Raw genomic sequence first — 19,112 nt, 5'->3', positions numbered from 1 at the left:
TTACGGTTTATGGGAAATGTAGTGGCTAAGACAAACAATGGCGGGTTTTGACTCAATATGTAGTGCCAAAATGTACGCGTTTTTCGGAGGGTTACGGACAAGTTGTCTTGCGCGTGCCATTAGTGGCCTTCTGGAACCCGCGTATTTACTGGGCTGTAGCGGGGTGTCAATTTTCCGCAAGGGCTTTTTGTTGCTGAAGGCGCATTGCTCCGGGGGCGGTCGGGCGGCATAATGTAGCCCCTTTTTTCAGCCCCTACATGTGGAAGGTTCCCGTGACTCAGAAGCCCGACCAGTGTCTTGGTGAATGGATCGACCGTGAAGCACTCGCAGAAGCGATGATCCCGCTTATCGGTCAGCTGTACCGCAATAACAATGTGGTGAGCTCGATCTATGGCCGCAGCCTGATCAACCAGTCCGTCATCGCGATTCTCAAAGCCCACCGCTTTGCGCGTCACCGTTCCGCCGACGACAGCGAACTCTCCGTCCACGAAACATTCCCACTGCTTAAGGCCATGAGCGAGCTCAAGCTCGGCGCGGCATCGGTAGACCTGGGCAAGCTGGCCTACAAATTCCGCAAGGAAGGCGCCGGCCGTACCGCCGAGCAGTTCGTGCGTGAAGAAATGGCCGATGTGGTTGGCCAGCAAAACGCCGCTGCCCGCAAAGGCACCGACGTTGTGCTGTACGGCTTCGGTCGTATCGGCCGCCTGCTGGCACGCATCCTGATCGAAAAAACCGGTGGCGGCGACGGCCTGCGCCTGCGTGCCATCGTGGTGCGTAAAGGCGCCGAGAACGACCTGACCAAGCGTGCCAGCCTGCTGCGCCGCGATTCGGTACACGGCCCGTTCAACGGCACCATCGTCATCGACGAAGAAAACAACACCATCACCGCCAACGGTAACCTGATCCAGGTGATCTACGCGAAGAACCCGTCCGAGGTGGATTACACCCAGTACGGCATCAAGGACGCCCTGCTGGTGGACAACACCGGTGTATGGCGTGACGCCGAAGGTCTGGGCCAGCACTTGGCCTGCCCGGGTGTTGACCGCGTTGTCCTGACCGCGCCTGGCAAAGGCAAGCTGAAGAACATCGTTCACGGCATCAACCACGCTGAAATCACCGCTGACGACAAGATCGTTTCCGCCGCTTCCTGCACCACCAACGCCATCGTGCCGGTGCTGAAGGCTGTGAATGACAAGTTCGGCATCGTCAACGGCCACGTTGAAACCGTTCACTCGTACACCAACGACCAGAACCTGATCGACAACTTCCACAAAGGCGATCGCCGTGGCCGCAGCGCTGCGTTGAACATGGTGATCACCGAGACCGGTGCTGCCACCGCTGCTGCCAAGGCCTTGCCTGAGCTGGCCGGCAAACTGACCGGTAATGCGATCCGCGTTCCGACGCCAAACGTGTCGATGGCCATTCTCAACCTGAACCTTGAGAAAGCCGCTACCCGTGAAGAGATGAACGAGTACCTGCGCTACATGGCGCTGCACTCCGATCTGCATAAGCAAATCGACTTCGTCAACTCGCAGGAAGTGGTCTCCACCGACTTCGTGGGCTCGCGCCACGCCGGTGTGGTGGACGCCGAAGCGACCATTACCCAGGACAACCGCGTTGTACTGTACGTGTGGTACGACAACGAGTTCGGCTACAGCTGCCAGGTGGTTCGCGTGATGGAAGACATGGCCGGGGTCAACCCGCCTGCGTTCCCGCGCTAAGCATTAGCGTTGAATGAAAAAGCCCCGACTGGTTCGGGGCTTTTTTTATGGCTGGGGGTTTTGTGTTGTTTGGTGGGGCCTCTTCGCAGGCAAGCCAGCTCCCACATTCTCATAGGTGCATACATTCAAATGTGGGAGCTGGCTTGCCTGCGATGGGGCCTTCAGTCCAAAAGCTTGTTGCGCAGGCTGGCGGACAACCCCTCGGGCGCCAACCAAATCCCGAGGTATGCCCGCGCCAGCGCGTCATCGCGGCTGCTGAACACCACTTGCCCATTGATCTCCAGGTGCAAGCCACGCCCTGGTCGATAATCCAGGGCGTATCGATCACCGGCTTGAATATTACGAAAGCGAGCATGCAGTTTTTCCAGTTCCGGCTTCAAGCTCGCGTTGGCTTGCTGGCGTTCCAGCGTTGTATTAGCCGCCTTGATCACGTCATTGCGGTCGATGTCGCGAAAGTAATACAGCGTCAGGCGCAGCGCTTTTTGTTGTGCCCAAGCCTGCTTGGCGCTCAGGTCGGACGGGGCATACAGCGCAGCCGCGTAAACATCCGCCCAGAGGTAGGTGAGCACCGCCTGGTTTTTCAACGTCAGTTGCTGGGACTGCGCCGGAAAATCGGCCTGCTTCAGACGATCCGCCTCATTGGCCTGCACCGTGATGGACAGCATCAGTAATAAACAGAAAACGACGTGTCGCATAATTGCCCGTCCTGTAAGGGTGCTTGTCGGCAGTGTAATTGCAAATTCCTGATGTTGTAGTAAAGGCAAGACTGGCCTACGACGCGACCAAGGGTTAATGTTCGCGGCGTTGAGCCTTATATAGACTGTGCCCCGGTTCACACACTTGAGCCAAATTGTCCTTCATGACCGCTGGCCGCGGCATGATTTAGCCCGGCGTCCAACCGTACGCCTGGCCTGTTCTGAGGAGTACGCATGGCTGTCTACAACTACGACGTGGTGGTACTGGGTTCCGGCCCGGCTGGAGAAGGTGCGGCGATGAACGCCGCCAAAGCGGGGCGCAAGGTGGCGATGGTCGATAGCCGTCGCCAGGTCGGCGGTAACTGCACCCACCTGGGCACCATCCCGTCCAAGGCCTTGCGTCACTCCGTGCGCCAGATCATGCAGTTCAATACCAACCCGATGTTCCGGGCCATTGGTGAGCCGCGCTGGTTCTCGTTCCCGGACGTGCTCAAAAGCGCCGAGAAAGTCATCTCCAAGCAAGTCGCCTCGCGTACCGGCTACTACGCCCGTAACCGCGTCGACTTGTTCTTTGGCACTGGCAGCTTCGCCGACGAGCAAACCATCGAAGTGGTCTGCCCCAACGGCGTGGTCGAGAAGCTGGTGGCCAAACACATCATCATCGCCACGGGTTCGCGTCCGTATCGTCCGGCAGACATCGATTTCCACCACCCGCGTATCTACGATAGCGACACCATCCTGAGCCTGGGCCACACCCCGCGCAAACTGATCATCTACGGCGCCGGGGTGATCGGCTGTGAATACGCCTCGATCTTCAGCGGCCTGGGTGTACTGGTCGAACTGGTGGACAACCGCGACCAGTTGCTGAGCTTCCTCGACTCGGAAATTTCCCAGGCGTTGAGCTACCACTTCAGCAACAACAACATCACTGTGCGCCACAACGAAGAGTACGAGCGGGTCGAAGGCCTGGATAACGGCGTGATCCTGCACCTCAAGTCCGGCAAGAAGATCAAGGCCGACGCCTTGCTGTGGTGCAACGGCCGCACTGGTAACACCGACAAGCTGGGCATGGAAAACATCGGGGTCAAGGTCAACAGCCGTGGCCAGATCGAAGTCGATGAGAACTACCGCACCTGCGTGACCAACATTTACGGCGCCGGTGATGTGATTGGCTGGCCGAGCCTGGCCAGTGCCGCCCATGACCAGGGCCGTTCAGCCGCTGGCAGCATTGTCGACAATGGCAGCTGGCGCTATGTGAACGACGTGCCGACCGGGATCTACACCATTCCGGAGATCAGCTCGATCGGTAAGAACGAGCACGAACTGACCAAGGCCAAGGTGCCTTACGAAGTGGGCAAGGCGTTCTTCAAGAGCATGGCGCGTGCGCAGATCGCCGGTGAGCCGCAAGGCATGCTGAAGATCCTGTTCCACCGTGAAACCCTGGAAGTCCTCGGCGTGCATTGCTTCGGCTACCAGGCCTCGGAGATCGTGCACATCGGCCAGGCGATCATGAACCAGCCGGGCGAACTCAATACCCTCAAGTACTTCGTCAACACCACGTTCAACTACCCGACCATGGCGGAAGCCTATCGGGTAGCGGCCTACGACGGCCTCAACCGGCTTTTTTGAGCGGCTCCGGCCGGTGGCCTGAGCCGGCCGGGGAGACCGATTTCAGTAATTCCCGAGGGTGGCAGTGGCCAAACCGGGAAAGTCTGTAATCAGGCTATCTACGCCGAAGTCGGCGAGCCTGCGCATCAGCGCAGGTTCGTTGACTGTCCACACGGACACGTGCAAGCCCTGGCGCTGGGCTTTTTCCAGACGTTCAGGGGTGCACAACGTCCAGTTCAGCGCCAGGATCTCACAGCCGTAGTTCTGCGCGACCTTTAGCGGGTCGAGCCAGGCGTATTCGGCGACCAGGCCGCGTGACAGGTCGGGGGTGAGTTCAACGGCTGCTTTCAACACTTCCCGCGAACTTGAGGTGACGGTGACTTTGTCCATCAAGCCAAAGCGCACGGCCATTTCGCGAATCGCCAGCACGGTGGTGGCGGCGCGGGTGCGTGAAGCGCTTTTGACCTCCAGTTGCCAGTGATCGAAATCGCACTTTTCGAACAGCTCTTCCAGGCGCGGGATCGGGCAAGGGTTGACCCAGCCCGGTCCACCCTTGCGCGCGTCCATTTTCACCAGGTCCGCCGCCGAGTACTCGACGACTTTGCCGCGCCGGTCGGCGGTGCGCTTGAGGGTCGGGTCGTGGATGACCATCAGCTCGCCGTCCATGGACAGGTGCAAATCCAGTTCGCAGCGGCGTACACCGTGCTTGAGGCACTCCTGGAAGCTGGTCAGGGTGTTTTCCGGTGCTTCGCCTTTGGCACCGCGGTGGCCGTAGATCAGGGTCACAGTTGCTCCTTTACGCCAGATCGTCTGGCGGGGTGAGTGCGAGAATTCAAATGTCTTGGGCGTCGCTCTGTTCCCGCGCCAAGCGCCGTTCCTGGGCCTGTTTCTGCAGGATGTAGCGCGCCAGCAGTTGGCGTTGGGCGTCGGTCATGGCTTCGAATTCCGTGCCGACGTCAAAGCCTGCGCCTTTGGGTTCGCAATGCGTGACTCGCGCGCGCAGCAGCAGGCCGAGCGCCTGGGGCATTAGCACCAGCTTGACCGCCAGGTGTGCGCCGGCCGGCAGGGGGGTGGGGTGCTGGAAATCGATGCCACCTTCGGAAATGATCACCGGTTGCGGTGCGCCGACCTCATCCAGCAGGCCGCGCGCCATGATCTGGCTGAGCAGATCCAGGCGTTTGTTCTGCACGCGGAGGAAGGCCGCGAGGGTGCGATCCTTCTCACTGAGCTGGCGCAGCAGGTGCTGGGCTTCGAATTCACTCAGGTGCAATTCACTGAGTAAATTGAACAGTGGAGAATCATCCAGCAACACTTCCTTGCTCGCCGCCTCGGGGGCAGACAGGCTTTTGATTTGAAGTGCGATCATGTCGTCGATACGGTAGTATTCGCGGCGTTCTTCTTCATCTAATGTCGACATGGCGAACCCCAGCTAGCGGTAATGGTCAGAGTGTAAAGCTGCTTACCAGACCCCGCCACCGGGACGTCTTCTTTTCCTCCGAACAAGCCCCGACATGTTCAGACCTCTCTTCGTATTTATCGGCACGCGTTATACCCGTGCAAAGCGTCGCAATCATTTTGTGTCGTTCATTTCCCTGACGTCGATGATCGGGCTCGCCTTGGGCGTGGTCGTGATGATCGTGGTGCTGTCGGTGATGAATGGCTTCGATCATGAGATGCGTACCCGCGTGCTGGGCATGGTGCCCCACGCGACCATCGAGGGCGATGCGCCCATCAGCGACTGGCAGAGCCTGGCCGACAAGGTCAAGCAGAACCCCAAGGTGCTGGCCGTAGCGCCGTTCACCCAGATGCAGGGGTTGCTGACCAACGATGGCAAGGTGCAGAAGATCCTGCTCAATGGCATCGACCCGGCCCAGGAACGCAACGTCTCGATCATCGACAAGTTCATGTTGTCGGGCAAACTCGATGACCTGGCGCCCGGCAGCTTCGGCATCGTCATCGGCGACAAGGCCGCGGCCAAGCTCGGCGTGGGCCTTGGCGACAAGCTGACCTTCGTCGCGCCGGAAGTCACCGTGACCCCGGCCGGCATGTTCCCGCGCATGAAGCGCTTCACCGTGGTCGGCACCTTCCACGTCGGCGCCGGCGAGATCGACGGCTACCTCGGCCTGACCAACCTCACGGACCTGGCGCGCCTGCATCGCTGGCAGCCGGACCAGGTGCAGGGCCTGCGCCTGAAGTTCGCCGACCTGTTCGATGCGCCGCGCGGCGCCTGGGAAATTGCCCAGCACCTGGGCGAGTCCCAGTACTACGCCCGCGACTGGACCCGCACCCACGGCAACCTGTACCAGGCCATTCGCATGGAAAAAGCCATGATCGGCCTGTTGTTGCTGCTGATTGTCGCCGTGGCGGCCTTCAACATCATCTCCACGCTGGTGATGGTGGTGAACGACAAGAAGGGCGATATCGCCATCCTGCGTACCCTCGGCGCCACGCCGGGGCAGATCATGGCGATCTTCATGGTGCAGGGCACCGTGATCGGCGTGGTCGGCACCTTGATCGGCACGGCCGTCGGCATTCTGGCCGCGCTGAACGTCAGTGCGGCCATCGCTGGCCTCGAAACCCTGATCGGCCACAAGTTTCTCAACGCCGACGTTTACTTCATCGACTACTTGCCGTCCCAGGTTCAGGCCCAGGACGTGTTGATGGTGGGCGGCGCCGCGTTGGTCCTGAGTTTCCTTGCCACCCTGTATCCAGCCTGGCGCGCGGCACGTACCCAGCCAGCACAGGCCTTACGTTATGAGTGAATCGGGCATGAGTGAAAAAGCAATCCTGAGCTGCCGCAACCTGGGCAAATCCTACGAGGAAGGCCCGGAATCGGTGGTGGTGCTGTCCAACCTGCAACTCGAACTGCATCCGGGCGAACGCGTGGCGATCGTCGGCAGTTCCGGTTCCGGCAAAAGTACCTTGCTGAACCTGCTGGGCGGCCTTGATACGCCGTCCCAGGGCAGTGTATGGCTGGCCGGCGAAGAGCTGTCGGCCCTGGGTGAAAAGGCCCGCGGCCAGTTGCGCAACCGTTCGCTGGGCTTTGTGTACCAGTTCCACCACCTGTTGCCGGAATTCACCGCGCTGGAAAACGTGTGTATGCCGTTGTTGATCGGCAAGACCGCAATCCCGGAAGCCCGCCAGCGCGCCAAGGCCCTGCTGGAGCGCGTCGGCCTCGGTCATCGCCTTGAGCACAAACCGGCTGAATTGTCCGGCGGCGAGCGCCAGCGTGTGGCCATCGCCCGCGCCTTGGTGAACAACCCAGGGCTGGTGATGCTCGATGAGCCGACCGGCAACCTCGACTCCCATACCGCCCAGGGCATTAAGGACTTGATGCTGGAACTGAGCACCCAGATGCGCACCGCGTTCCTGGTGGTGACCCATGACATGAGCATGGCCCGCCAGATGGACCGCGTGTTGCACCTGCAGGAAGGTCATCTGGTCGCCATCTGACCCGTTTCAAGCCCGGCGCTTCAAGCGTCGGGCTTTTTCATTTTTTCAACGGTGCCCGCGAATGTTCAGACCGTTATCGATTTTTATCGGCACGCGCTATACCCGCGCCAAGCGCCGCAACCGTTTTGTCTCGTTTATCTCGATGACCTCGATGATCGGCCTCGCCCTGGGCGTCTTGGCGATGATCGTGGTGTTGTCGGTGATGAACGGCTTCCAGCGCGAAATGAGCTCGCGCATCCTCGGCATGGTGCCCCATGCGACCATCGTCGGCGTGAACCCGATCGACGATTGGCAGCCCGTGGCCGCCGCCGCGATGAAGAATCCGCAAGTGACTGCCGCAGTCCCCTTCACGCAGATGGACGGCATGTTCTCCTACAAGGGCGCGATGCAACCGATCGAGATCAGCGGCATTGACCCGGCTCAGGAGGGCAAGGTGTCGATCGTGGCCCAGCACATCGTGCGGGGCAAACTGGATGACCTGAAACCTGGCGAGTTTGGCGTGGTGGTCGGCGAAATCACTGCCCGGCGTTTCCGCCTGAATGTGGGCGACAAGCTCACCTTGATCGTGCCGGAAATCAGCACCGCACCGGGTGGCATCACGCCACGTATGCAGCGTTTGAATGTCGTGGGCATTTTCAAGGTGGGCGCCGAGCTGGATGGGTCCATGGCCATGATCCACATGGCCGACGCCGCAGAGATCCAGCATTGGCAGCCGAACCAGGTACAAAGCGTGCGCCTGGCGGTGAAAGACCTTTACGCAGCCCCCAAGGTCTCGTCGGACATCGCCGCCAGCCTGGGCGCCGCCTACAAACCTGACGACTGGACCCACACCCAGGGCAGCCTGTTCAGCGCGATGAAGATGGAAAAGACCATGATCGGCCTGCTGTTGCTGATGATCGTCGCCGTGGCGGCGTTCAACATCATTGCTACCTTGATCATGGTGGTGAACGACAAGGGCGCGGACATTGCGATTTTGCGCACCATCGGCGCCACGCCACGGCAGATCATGGCGATCTTCATGGTGCAGGGCACAGTGATCGGTATCGTCGGTACCTTGATTGGCGGCGTACTGGGCGTGATTGCGGCGCTGAACGTGAGCGAGCTGGTGGGCTGGGTCGAGCGGGTCACTGGGCAGCATATTTTCAGTTCGGATGTGTATTTTGTCAGCAACCTGCCTTCTGAACTGCAAGGTGGGGATGTGGTGCTGATTTGCACGGCGGGGTTTGTGTTGAGCTTCCTGGCGACGCTGTATCCGGCGTATCGGGCGGCGAAGATAGAGCCGGCGCATGCGCTGAGGTATTCCTGAAGCTTTAGATCGCTATCGCAGGCAAGCCAGCTCCCACACTTTGACTTGTGAATACATTCAAAATGTGTGAGCTGGCTTGCCTGCGAAAGGGCTGGCCCAGCTTGCATCAATCCCCCTTGGGCAACTCGATCACAAACCGCGTCAACCCCACCTCAGACTCACAAAAAATCCTCCCCCCGTGCGCCCGCACAATCGACTGGGTAATCGCCAACCCCAGTCCCGCATGCTCGCTGCTACCTTCACGCCGTGCGGGATCCGCCCGATAAAAGCGGTCAAACAACTTCGGTAACAGCTCCGGTGGAATGCCTTCCCCCGTGTTCTCAACCGTCAACGTCACACCTTCCGTCATCCGCACCCGCACTTCGCCGCCCGCTGGCGTGAACCGCAGCGCGTTATCCAGCAAGTTCGACAGGGCCCGGCGCAGCATGCCGCGATCACCCAGGGTATGGGCAGTACCTTCGCGAATCAGGCTGACTTGAGCGTCTTCCGCCAGTAATGCGAAAAACTCAAGCAAGGCATCCACCTCATCTGCCAGCGCCAAAGGCACGCGTTTAGGCATGAGCAAGCCATGGTCTGCCTTGGCCAGGTACAGCATGTCATTGACCAATTGCGCCATCCATTGCAGCTCTTCCAGGTTGCTGTGCAGCGCCTCGCGGTAATCCTCCAGCGGGCGCGGCTGGGTCAGGATGACTTGGGTCTGGGTGAGCAGGTTCGACAGCGGCGTGCGCAGTTCATGGGCGATGTCGGCGGAGAACGCCGAGAGGCGCTGGAACCCATCGTCCAGTCGACCCAGCATGGCGTTGAAGGCTTGGGCCAGTTCGGCCAGTTCTACGGGCATGTGTTGCTGGGGCAAACGCTGGGTCAGGGAGTGAGCCGACACACTGGCGGCCACTTCACCCATGCGTCGCAACGGCTGCAACCCACTGCGCGCGGCCCAGGCGCCGAGCAGGGCGGTCGCCAGGGCTGACAGGCCGACGGTGAGCCAGATCAGGTGCTGCATGCGCTGCAGGAAATGCTGGTGGTGGGTGATGTCGAGCATCAGCGTCAGCAGGGGGGAGTCGGGTTGGCCTGGCGTGAGTGGCGCGTTGTACACCCGATAGTCGGTGCCGGCATTTTGCAGGCTGTGCAGGCCGGGCGCGTCGGGCAAGTTCACGCCTGGCGCATCGTCCAGCCAACGCTGGCCGGCGGCGGTGATACGCACCCGCAGCTCGGGCTGGTGATTGAGTTCGGCGCGCAGTTGCGCTTCACGTCTGGCGAAGGTGCCCGGCGAGTCGACACCCTGCAACGTACCGCGCAGCGCCACCAGTTGGCTGTCGAGTTGTTGCTGGTCCAACTCAATGAAGTGCGCCTCGCTGGCGTGGTTGAACAGCACCCCGGCGATCAGCGACACCACCGCGGTGCAGGCAGCAAACAGCAGCGCCAGGCGGCTGGCGAGGGACAGACGCTTGATCAATTGAACCGCTCCTCCAGCACATAACCCATGCCACGTACGGTGTGGATCAGTTTATTGGGGAAGTTATCGTCGACTTTCAGGCGCAAGCGGCGGATCGCCACTTCGATGATATTGGTGTCGCTGTCGAAGTTCATGTCCCACACCTGGGAGGCGATCAGCGATTTGGGTAGCACCTCGCCCTGGCGCCGAAGCAGCAGTTCCAGCAGGGAAAATTCCTTGGCTGTCAGGTCGATGCGCTGGCCGTCCCGTTCAACGCGACGGCGGATCAGGTCCAGGCGCAGGTCGGCCAGTTGCAGCGCGGTTTCCTGGGGCGTGCTGCTGCCTCGGCGCAACAGGCTGCGCACCCGCGCCAGCAGTTCGGAAAAGGCGAAGGGCTTGACCAGGTAATCGTCGGCGCCCAGCTCCAGGCCATGCACGCGGTCTTCCACGGCGTCGCGGGCGGTGAGGAATAGCACTGGGATATCCAGCCCGGCGCTGCGCACAGCCTGGAGAATCTGCCAGCCGTCACGGCCCGGCAGCATCACGTCGAGGATCAACAGATCGTAGTCACCGGTCAGCGCCAGGTGCTGGCCGCTGGTGCCGTCGGCCACCAGTTCGGTGGTAAAGCCCGCCTCGGCCAGGCCCTGGCGCAGGTAGTGGCCGGTTTTGGGTTGGTCTTCGACGATCAGCAGTTTCATGGGCGGCTCTTGGCAACGGTGGACGACGGCTTTATACCTTGAGTGCCAGGGCAGGGGATCAACCTGACAAAGTTGTAATCTAGCAGTCAGCTGGCTGGCAGCGGCGCAATCTTAGAGTGCTGCCCAGGCTGTTCATATATTTCTGGAGAAGACAGATGGCGTTGCGCACACCCCTGTTATTGGCAAGTTGCCTGCTGGCGTTGAGTGTTGAAGCAATGGCCGATGCCGCCCACACCTATGCATTCGGTGAAGCGGCGCCGGCGAGCAAAGCCACGCGTACGGTGGAAGTGACGTTGCAGGACATTTCCTTTTCGCCCAAGTCCCTGGACGTGAAAGCCGGTGAGACGGTGCGCTTCGTGCTGGTTAACAAGGGCCAGTTGCTTCACGAATTCAACCTGGGCGACGCGGCCATGCATGCCGAACACCAGAAGGAAATGCTGCAGATGCAGGCCAGCGGCATGCTGACCGCCACGGGCATGGGCAAGATGGACCATGCAGCAATGGGGCATGGTGCGATGAAACACGATGATCCCAATAGCGTATTGGTCGAGCCCGGTAAAACTGCCGAGCTGACCTGGACGTTCACCCAGGCCACGGGCCTGGAGTTTGCCTGCAACCTTCCGGGGCACTACCAGGCGGGCATGGTCGGCAAGCTCAACGTCGATTGATCCGCTGGCGCTTAGGCGCGGGGGCAAAGGCTGGTAGACTGGCGCGGTTAATTTAGCCAGGTTTCCGCCATGCATCCCGCAGCCGAACATTCGCCGCTGGGCAAGTCCAGTGAATACATCTCCACCTACACCCCTTCGTTGCTGTTCCCGATCCCGCGTGCCGCCAAATGGGCCGAGCTTGGCCTGAGCGCCGAGACCCTGCCTTACAAGGGTGTGGATTTCTGGAACTGCTTCGAACTGTCCTGGCTGCTCCCGTCGGGCAAGCCGGTGGTGGCCATCGGTGAGTTCAGCATCCCGGCCGACTCGCCGAACATCATCGAGTCCAAGTCGTTCAAGTTGTACCTCAACTCGTTGAACCAGACTGCGTTTGCCGATACGACCAGCCTGGAAGCCGCTTTGCGCACTGACCTCAGTGCTGCCGCCGGCAAGCCGGTGAGCGTGCGTATCCGCAGCCTGGCCGAGATCGAGGCCGAAGGTGTGATGGCCTTGCCAGGTGTGTGCATCGATGAGTTGGATATCAGTGTCAGCAACTATGAGCATCCGCGCCCGGAACTGCTGCGTTGCGATGACTCACGTGTTGTCGAGGAGAGCGTGCACAGCCACCTGCTTAAATCCAACTGCCCCGTGACCAGCCAACCGGACTGGGGCAGTGTCGTGGTGGAATATCGCGGTTCGGCGCTGGATCACGCCAGCCTGCTGGAATACATCGTGAGCTTTCGCCAGCACTCGGACTTCCACGAACAGTGTGTGGAACGCATCTTTTTGGACTTGCAGCGTTTGCTGAAGCCGGAGAAGTTGACGGTGTATGCGCGCTATGTGCGGCGCGGCGGGCTGGATATCAACCCGTATCGCAGCACTGAGGATGTGGCGTTCCAGAACGTGCGCCTGGCTCGTCAGTAGCTATCACGCAAATCAAATGTGGGAGCGGGCTTGCCTGCGAGGGCGGTGTATCAGTCACCTGATGGATGACTGAATGATCGCTATCGCGGGCATGCCAGCTCCCACATTGGTTTCTGTGATTGCCTTGGGGATTGGTTTAGATCCCGATATTGCCCAAGGTGATCATGATATTGCGCAAGGTCCCGGAAATCACCGGGTGCTCAGCATCGAACTCGATGGCCGCTTGATTCACATCGTCGGAAATACTGGGGGTTTGCGTAGCCGGTTCCAATTCGAGTTGTAATTCGAACTTGGCAATCAAGGCTTCCAATGCATCACGTTTCTCTTCCGACAGCGGCGGTTCCTGTTCCAACTGCCCGCGCAGGATCTCGACCTGTTCTTCCAGTTTTTTGCGATCAGGCATGACGTGTTTCCTTTTATCGATAGGCACTGGCATAGACCGCGGCACGCCGAGAAAGGTCTACGGGCTGACCTTTAGATTAATCCACTGGCGTCGACTGTGCATGATCCGTGTCAGGGCTTTTCGCCTTTGAGCTGGCGCAGGCTGATATCGGCGAGGCATGTGCCGAGTTCGCCCAAGTGATCGATTACCGAGTGCACGCCCAGCCCGTAAAGGGCAACGGTGGCCTTGCCGCGCTTATGTTCGCGTTCCTGTTCGCTCAGCGCCTGCCATTGTTCGGGCGCCATGCCGCACAACGAGCCGCAGGAGGCTAGGCCGATGGTCCACAGCCCGGCATTGAGCCCTGATTGCAACAGGCGCGGTTCGCCACTGACCAATACGCAGCCTTCCAGGCGTTCGATGTTCAGTTCCATCAAGGCTTGCCAGCAGGCGTGGGGCGCGGGCCAGCGAATGGAGGAGGGCGACGTCGCCTTGAGCCAGTCGGGCAGTCCGGCGGCGAGTGGGGTAGTGATGGAGGGGGGGAGTTCATCCAGCCAGGCGCAGGGTACGCCTTGCTCCTTGAGGGCTCGCAGGATTTTCAGCGCGCCCGGTGTGGCTTGGGAGTCCGGGGAGGGCGAGTCGGTGCGCGCCCGGGAACCGAAGTCCACCAGGCAGCCACTCAGGCCAAACAGGACGGCAGTCAAAGTGGGAGCGCTGGCGATGGCTATCTCGGCGTGAGGCATGTCGACATCCCTGAAATAGCGCCAACGCTATCGAGCCGGGATGACAAGTCGATGACAGGATTGTTAATTGTAGGAATTTTGTCCATTTTAGGTCTGACGATTCCTAGTTGCTGCCTAATTGGCGACTTCCGTCATATACTGACGGCCTTATTCAGGGCATAGCGCCCATGACAGACCATTCAAGGAGCAAAAGCTATGCGCTGGAGCCACTATTTCGCTCAGTTGTCGGTGTGTGCCACTGTCTTACTGGCGCCTTTCGCCGCACAGGCTGCATCGGAAGACGATCCATGGGAAAGCGTCAACCGCCCGATCTTTACCTTTAACGACACCGTTGATACCTATGCGCTCAAGCCATTGGCCCAGGGCTATCAGTTCGTGACTCCGCAGTTCGTGCAGGATGGCATTCACAACTTCTTCCGCAACATTGGCGATGTGGGCAACCTGGCCAACAACGTGCTGCAACTCAAGCCGCATAATGCCGGTGTCGACACCGCCCGTTTGCTGGTCAACACCACCTTCGGCGTGCTGGGCTTCATCGATGTCGGCACCAAAATGGGGCTGCAACGCAGCGACGAAGACTTCGGCCAGACCCTCGGCTACTGGGGTGTCGGCAGCGGTCCGTACGTGATGCTGCCACTGTTGGGCCCAAGCACCTTGCGTGACGCGCCGTCCAAGTACGTGGACAGCTACACCCAACCGTACCGCTACATGAACGATATCGGCTGGCGCAACAGCACCTTTGGCCTGAACATCGTCGACACCCGTGCCAGCCTGCTCGACAGCGAGAAGCTGATCACTGGTGACAAGTACACCTTCATTCGTAACGCTTACCTGCAGAACCGTGAGTTCAAGGTCAAGGACGGCAAGGTCGTTGACGACTTTTAAGCTGTGACGTTTTGAAATGAAAAAGGCGACCCACTTGGGTCGCCTTTTTTGTGCGCGGTTTCAGCGCATTTTCAGGATCTTGAGGCCCAGGTGCTGGTCTTCGCCTGTGGCCCTGGTCCACACCACCTGGGTATCGGCCTCCAGGCCTTTCAGTGCCGCGTGCTCCGAATCGATGCGCACGGTCAACAGGTCGCCTACATTGAACTGGCGTGGCGCCTGCACCTGCATGCCGGAGCTGGACAGGTCCACGCACACCCCGGCGATCTCTTGTCCTGCGTGGATCAGCGACACATCGGCATCCACGCGCATGCGGATGAAATCGCGTTTTTCGGCGTAGTCGCGCTCGTGTTCGCTCATGGGCTTCATCCTTACTTTGTGTTGTGGTCGTGCCTGTTCTTATAACTCCCGGTGATTTGCGGTGTAAAGACGCTCGGCGACCATCGGCATGAGCTTGAAACCCCTGACGGATGGGAGTACCGTCTGCGCCTTAGAAGGGCACCTCTGCTTTACCGTTGTGCATGGGGAAAATCCCAATGCTTTGTAGGACAGAGAGGCTAGAAAGCGAATCCAGTACGTGCGCCCGACCCTTGTCGCGCCACCTACGCCAACCTAATTCTGGCGCCGTTTGCCCACATGCAAAAAACCAGTGCCACGCTGCTGATAATCGATGACGACGAAGTAGTGCGCGCGAGCCTCGCGGCCTATTTGGAAGACAGTGGCTTCAGCGTCCTGCAGGCCGGTAATGGCCAACAGGGTCTCCAGGTATTCGAGCGCGACCAGCCCGACCTTGTGATCTGCGACCTGCGCATGCCCCAGATGGGCGGCCTGGAGCTGATTCGCCAGGTGACTGAGCTCGCCCCGCAGACGCCGGTGATTGTCGTGTCGGGCGCCGGGGTGATGAACGATGCTGTCGAAGCCTTGCGCCTGGGTGCCGCCGATTATCTGATCAAACCCCTGGAAGACCTGGCGGTGCTGGAGCACTCGGTGCGCCGTGCCCTGGATCGTGCGCGCCTGTTGGTGGAAAACCAGCGCTACCGCGAAAAGCTCGAAACCGCCAACCGCGAACTCGAAGCCAGCCTCAACCTGCTCCAGGAAGACCAGAATGCCGGTCGCCAGGTGCAAATGAACATGCTGCCGGTCAGCCCCTGGACCATCGACGACTTCCAGTTTGCCCACCAGATCATCCCGTCACTGTACTTGTCGGGTGATTTTGTCGATTACTTCCGTGTGGATGAGCGACGTGTGGCGTTCTACCTGGCCGATGTCTCCGGCCATGGCGCTTCCTCTGCTTTTGTCACCGTGTTGTTGAAGTTCATGACCACGCGGTTGTTGTTCGAATCCAAGCGCAATGGCACCTTGCCGGAGTTCACGCCCTCCGAGGTACTGGGCCACATCAACCGGGGCCTGATCAGCTGCAAGCTGGGCAAGCACGTGACGATGGTCGGCGGCGTGATTGATGAAGAAACCGGTCTTTTGACCTACAGCATTGGCGGTCACCTGCCGATGCCGGTTTTATACACTCCAGACAGTGTGCGTTACCTGGAGGGGCGTGGTCTGCCGGTAGGCTTGTTCAACGAAGCCACCTACGAAGACCACATCCTGGAGCTGCCGCCGACGTTCAGCCTCACGCTGATGTCAGACGGCATCCTGGACCTTCTTCCAGAGCCTACACTCAAAGAGAAAGAAGCCGCCTTGCCCCAAAAGGTCAAGTCGGCGGGCGGCAGCCTGGATGGCCTGCGGCAGGTTTTTGGATTGGCCACGCTAGGGGAGATGCCGGATGATATCGCCCTATTGGTGTTGAGCAGGAATCTTTGATGAGTACCGGAAGAATCCAATTCGCCGAGCAAGACGGGACGTTTGTCCTGAAGTTTGTCGGCGAAGTGCGCCTGACCTTGTGTTCGGCGCTGGATGCGACGATTGAGCGGATCTTCACAGCGCTGAACTTCTCGGCGATCGTGATCGATCTGACCGAAACCCGCAGCATCGATAGCACCACTCTTGGCCTGCTGGCCAAGTTGTCCATTCTGTCTCGGCAGAAGGTCGGCCTGTTGCCGACTGTGGTCACCACCCACGAAGACATCACCCGTCTATTGCAGTCGATGGGCTTTGACCAGGTGTTCAACATCGTTGACCGCCCAATTCCCTGCCCGGAATGCCTCACCGACCTGCCGTCGCAAGACCAGTCCGAAGAGATCGTACGGGTCAAGGTGCTGGAAGCGCACAAGATCCTCATGGGCCTCAACGAGTCCAACCGCGAAGCCTTCCACGACCTCGTCAACGCCCTCGAGCGCCACTGATCCTCAATTGAAATGTGATCAAAATGGGGGAGGGGGCTTGCCCCCGATTGCGGTATGTCAGTCATAAATATGCTGACTGACCCACCGCCATCGGGAGCAAGTCGAATCGTCGCACCGCCCCTCCCACATTGGATTTGTGACTGGCTTGAAATTGGCAGCACAAAAAAGGGCGACACCCGCCAAGGTGCCGCCCTTTTTGCTGCTATCTGCCCTTACAGCTTGGCCGACAGCAGCGCCTCCAGCTTCTCCTGGTCCCGAGCAAACTGACGAATACCTTCCGCCAGCTTCTCAGTCGCCATCGCGTCCTCGTTGGACTCCCAACGGAACTGCGCTTCAGTCAGATGCACGCGGGCTTCACCGGCATGGCCTGGCGACAACTTGCGCTCCAGCTTGCCTTCATCCGCCGCCAGCTTCTCCAGCAAGTCCGGGCTGATGGTCAGGCGATCACACCCAGCCAGCTCTTCGATCTGGCTCAGGTTGCGGAAGCTCGCGCCCATCACCACGGTCTTGTAGCCGTTGGCCTTGTAGTAGTTGTAGATGCGCGTCACCGACTGCACGCCCGGGTCTTCAGCACCGGTGTAGTCGTTGCCGTTGGCCTTTTTGTACCAATCGTAGATTCGACCCACGAACGGCGAGATCAGGAACACGCCAGCCTCTGCACAGGCCACGGCCTGGGCGAAGGAGAACAACAGCGTCAGGTTGGTCTGGATGCCTTCTTTTTCCAGCTGCTCGGCGGCGCGGATGCCTTCCCAGGTGGAGGCGATCTTGATCAGTACGCGGTCGCGGCCAACGCCGGCTTTGTCGTACAGGTCGATCAGACGGTGCGCGCGCTTGAGTACGGCGTCAGTGTCGAACGACAGGCGGGCATCCACTTCAGTGGAAATACGGCCCGGCACCACTTTGAGGATCTCTTGACCTACCGCCACCGCAAAGCGGTCGCTGGCCAGGCCCACATCACCGTTGCAGTCCTTTACGCACTCATCCAGCAGCTTGGCATAGCCTGGGATCGAAGCGGCCTTGAGCAGCAGGGAAGGGTTAGTGGTGGCATCTTGCGGCTTGAGCTTGGCGAGGGTAGAAAAATCGCCGGTATCGGCTACGACGGTGGTGAATTGCTTGAGTTGTTCCAGCTTGGAAGTCATGGGCGTGCTCTGTCCTGTGGGTCTGATGACATTACCCGAGCGCCGGCAGGCGCTCAAGGGCGCAAATGCGTTCGATCGTTTGCGAGGGCAACAACCTGAAAACAGGCGTTTGAATGGCGGGCCTTGCTATTGAATAGGAGGGCAAAATCGGTGGCAGGTTCAACCCAATTGCCGTATGCCCACCCAACGACGATAGCGACACCTTTGTGAGCGGGTTTGAAAACATCCTTGCCGGCACTGGACGTTTCTTGTCGCGATTCAAGGACATCTCTATTCTGGTCTAATACTCATGTCATGCATGATGATGCACCCTCCGTTCAGGGCTGGACACCAGGGTATTTTCAAATACGGTCTCTCAACTAGCCTCTCGCAGTAATCAGGGAAAACATGCTAACTATCCAAGAGCTCAATGACTTCACCAGCAACCCGGAATTGACTAACAGCATCGCGCAGGTGTGGGAATTGATCGGCCAGCATTTCGAACAGGCGCAGGCCAACTTGGTGCCTGAACATGCAATGGTGCGTACTGAGTTGTCGTTCCATGAACATGTACGCCTCTTGGGCTACCTGTCTCTTCTGATTGCCGAGCTGCCAGGCGATGTGGTGGAAATTGGCGTGTGGAAGGGCAAGTCGTTGATGCTGATGAACGAGGTGTGCAATTGCGAACGCCGTATCATCGGGATCGACCCGTTCGAGTTGCCGAACCAGTTCGAAGAGTTCAGTCACTATAAGGAACTGATGCTGCCCAATGCAGAGGTGATACGCGGCTTTTCGGAACTGAGTGCCGAGCGTTTCTACAACCTTGCGCCCAAGGTTGCGCTGTTGCATATCGATGGTGGCCACACCGCGCGCAACGTGTTGCTGGATTTCCTGCTGTATTCGCCGAGCGTGGTGCCGGGAGGCTTCATCGTGTTGGACGATTACCGCGATTTCAAGCATTCGCCTGAAGTGGGGCCTGCAGTCGACCTGCTCAGGGCCGCCGGTTTCTTTCAAGGCTTCAACATACTGGGCAGTGTTCATGGCTTTGAAAACAGTTATGTTCTACAGCGCATGTAAGCGTAGGTAGTAAGTAGGTGGACGGGGGCTCCGCACTGACTACTGGCGCTTGCAAGGGTAGCGGGGCTAACTCCGATAGCGCCCCGTGTCGTCAAGACGGTGAGAACGGGGCTGCTCACGCAATGACACAAG

20 protein-coding genes are annotated in these 19,112 nt (G+C 59.6%); 11 read left to right on the top strand and 9 right to left on the bottom strand.

Going from position 1 to position 19,112, the window contains the following annotated elements:
• Positions 1–257 precede the first annotated feature (257 nt).
• Positions 258–1,721: a glyceraldehyde-3-phosphate dehydrogenase gene (locus BMZ57_RS25625; protein ID WP_021490985.1), complete on the top strand. Its 1,464-nt coding sequence runs from the start codon at positions 258–260 to the stop codon at positions 1,719–1,721.
• A gap of 161 nt (positions 1,722–1,882) precedes the next feature.
• On the opposite strand, the gene BMZ57_RS25620 is transcribed toward BMZ57_RS25625, so the two are convergent.
• Positions 1,883–2,416, bottom strand: a complete 534-nt coding sequence (locus BMZ57_RS25620) for a chalcone isomerase family protein (RefSeq protein WP_045791185.1) — start codon at positions 2,414–2,416, stop codon at positions 1,883–1,885.
• Positions 2,417–2,650: 234 nt separating this feature from the next.
• On the opposite strand from BMZ57_RS25620, the gene sthA reads away from it, so the two are divergent.
• On the top strand, positions 2,651–4,045 hold the full coding sequence (sthA, locus tag BMZ57_RS25615) for a Si-specific NAD(P)(+) transhydrogenase (protein ID WP_010212052.1): 1,395 nt from the start codon (positions 2,651–2,653) through the stop codon (positions 4,043–4,045).
• Between the two features lie 42 nt (positions 4,046–4,087).
• On the opposite strand, the gene BMZ57_RS25610 is transcribed toward sthA, so the two are convergent.
• Positions 4,088–4,810: a glycerophosphodiester phosphodiesterase gene (locus tag BMZ57_RS25610; RefSeq protein ID WP_010212050.1), complete on the bottom strand. Its 723-nt coding sequence runs from the start codon at positions 4,808–4,810 to the stop codon at positions 4,088–4,090.
• Between the two features lie 46 nt (positions 4,811–4,856).
• The gene (locus BMZ57_RS25605; RefSeq protein ID WP_010212049.1) at positions 4,857–5,441 is read right to left on the bottom strand and encodes a PilZ domain-containing protein; all 585 of its coding nucleotides are present in this window, start codon (positions 5,439–5,441) and stop codon (positions 4,857–4,859) included.
• 94 nt (positions 5,442–5,535) lie between these two features.
• Here BMZ57_RS25605 and BMZ57_RS25600 point away from each other — a divergent pair, with 94 nt between their 5' ends.
• The 3 genes from BMZ57_RS25600 to BMZ57_RS25590 all read left to right on the top strand — a co-directional run bounded on the left by BMZ57_RS25600 (position 5,536) and on the right by BMZ57_RS25590 (position 8,783).
• Positions 5,536–6,786, top strand: a complete 1,251-nt coding sequence (locus BMZ57_RS25600; RefSeq protein WP_010212047.1) for a lipoprotein-releasing ABC transporter permease subunit — start codon at positions 5,536–5,538, stop codon at positions 6,784–6,786.
• A gap of 7 nt (positions 6,787–6,793) precedes the next feature.
• Complete coding sequence (gene lolD, locus BMZ57_RS25595) at positions 6,794–7,477, top strand: lipoprotein-releasing ABC transporter ATP-binding protein LolD (protein WP_017477213.1); 684 nt, start codon at positions 6,794–6,796, stop codon at positions 7,475–7,477.
• Between the two features lie 61 nt (positions 7,478–7,538).
• A complete protein-coding gene (locus BMZ57_RS25590) occupies positions 7,539–8,783 on the top strand; it encodes a lipoprotein-releasing ABC transporter permease subunit (RefSeq protein WP_010212046.1) in 1,245 nt (414 codons plus the stop codon).
• A 106-nt stretch (positions 8,784–8,889) separates the two neighbouring features.
• Here the strand turns inward: BMZ57_RS25590 and BMZ57_RS25585 are convergent, their stop codons facing one another.
• Together BMZ57_RS25585 and BMZ57_RS25580 are read right to left on the bottom strand one after the other, a co-directional pair.
• Positions 8,890–10,236 carry a heavy metal sensor histidine kinase gene (locus BMZ57_RS25585; RefSeq protein ID WP_021490983.1) on the bottom strand — a complete coding sequence of 449 codons (1,347 nt, stop codon included), beginning with the start codon at positions 10,234–10,236 and terminating at the stop codon, positions 8,890–8,892.
• On the bottom strand, positions 10,233–10,913 hold the full coding sequence (locus tag BMZ57_RS25580; protein WP_010212042.1) for a heavy metal response regulator transcription factor: 681 nt from the start codon (positions 10,911–10,913) through the stop codon (positions 10,233–10,235). Before BMZ57_RS25580 ends, BMZ57_RS25585 begins: the two co-directional genes overlap by 4 nt.
• A 155-nt stretch (positions 10,914–11,068) precedes the next feature.
• Between BMZ57_RS25580 and copI the strand changes: the two genes are divergently transcribed.
• A complete protein-coding gene (gene copI / locus BMZ57_RS25575; protein WP_010212040.1) occupies positions 11,069–11,581 on the top strand; it encodes a copper-resistant cuproprotein CopI in 513 nt (170 codons plus the stop codon).
• 69 nt (positions 11,582–11,650) lie between these two features.
• Positions 11,651–12,481, top strand: a complete 831-nt coding sequence (gene queF / locus BMZ57_RS25570) for an NADPH-dependent 7-cyano-7-deazaguanine reductase QueF (protein ID WP_021490981.1) — start codon at positions 11,651–11,653, stop codon at positions 12,479–12,481.
• A 136-nt stretch (positions 12,482–12,617) separates the two neighbouring features.
• On the opposite strand, the gene BMZ57_RS25565 is transcribed toward queF, so the two are convergent.
• Both BMZ57_RS25565 and pcrP read right to left on the bottom strand, forming a co-directional pair.
• Entirely contained in the window at positions 12,618–12,884 is a 267-nt protein-coding gene (locus tag BMZ57_RS25565) for a DUF4404 family protein (RefSeq protein WP_010212034.1), read from the bottom strand.
• 110 nt (positions 12,885–12,994) lie between these two features.
• The gene (pcrP, locus tag BMZ57_RS25560; protein ID WP_010212032.1) at positions 12,995–13,603 is read right to left on the bottom strand and encodes an HAD superfamily inactivated hydrolase PcrP; all 609 of its coding nucleotides are present in this window, start codon (positions 13,601–13,603) and stop codon (positions 12,995–12,997) included.
• Positions 13,604–13,798: 195 nt separating this feature from the next.
• On the opposite strand from pcrP, the gene BMZ57_RS25555 reads away from it, so the two are divergent.
• Positions 13,799–14,488, top strand: a complete 690-nt coding sequence (locus tag BMZ57_RS25555) for an MlaA family lipoprotein (protein ID WP_010212030.1) — start codon at positions 13,799–13,801, stop codon at positions 14,486–14,488.
• Positions 14,489–14,548: 60 nt separating this feature from the next.
• On the opposite strand, the gene BMZ57_RS25550 is transcribed toward BMZ57_RS25555, so the two are convergent.
• Positions 14,549–14,845, bottom strand: a complete 297-nt coding sequence (locus BMZ57_RS25550; protein WP_010212028.1) for a PilZ domain-containing protein — start codon at positions 14,843–14,845, stop codon at positions 14,549–14,551.
• A gap of 276 nt (positions 14,846–15,121) precedes the next feature.
• On the opposite strand from BMZ57_RS25550, the gene rssB reads away from it, so the two are divergent.
• Positions 15,122–16,303 (top strand): two-component system response regulator RssB, encoded by a 1,182-nt coding sequence (gene rssB / locus BMZ57_RS25545; protein ID WP_010212027.1) that lies wholly within the window; start codon positions 15,122–15,124, stop codon positions 16,301–16,303.
• Positions 16,303–16,785: an anti-sigma factor antagonist RssC gene (rssC, locus tag BMZ57_RS25540; RefSeq protein WP_010212025.1), complete on the top strand. Its 483-nt coding sequence runs from the start codon at positions 16,303–16,305 to the stop codon at positions 16,783–16,785. The genes rssB and rssC overlap by 1 nt, the downstream gene beginning before the upstream one ends.
• A 212-nt stretch (positions 16,786–16,997) precedes the next feature.
• On the opposite strand, the gene tal is transcribed toward rssC, so the two are convergent.
• Positions 16,998–17,924 carry a transaldolase gene (gene tal / locus BMZ57_RS25535; RefSeq protein ID WP_010212023.1) on the bottom strand — a complete coding sequence of 309 codons (927 nt, stop codon included), beginning with the start codon at positions 17,922–17,924 and terminating at the stop codon, positions 16,998–17,000.
• A gap of 387 nt (positions 17,925–18,311) precedes the next feature.
• Here tal and BMZ57_RS25530 point away from each other — a divergent pair, with 387 nt between their 5' ends.
• A complete protein-coding gene (locus BMZ57_RS25530; protein WP_010212021.1) occupies positions 18,312–18,980 on the top strand; it encodes a class I SAM-dependent methyltransferase in 669 nt (222 codons plus the stop codon).
• Positions 18,981–19,112: the final 132 nt, after the last annotated feature.

This window comes from Pseudomonas simiae (assembly GCF_900111895.1).
GTDB classification, from domain to species: Bacteria; Pseudomonadota; Gammaproteobacteria; order Pseudomonadales; family Pseudomonadaceae; genus Aquipseudomonas; species Aquipseudomonas simiae.
Note: the sequence above shows the minus strand (reverse complement) of the source record. Positions and strands in the feature narration are given on the sequence as shown.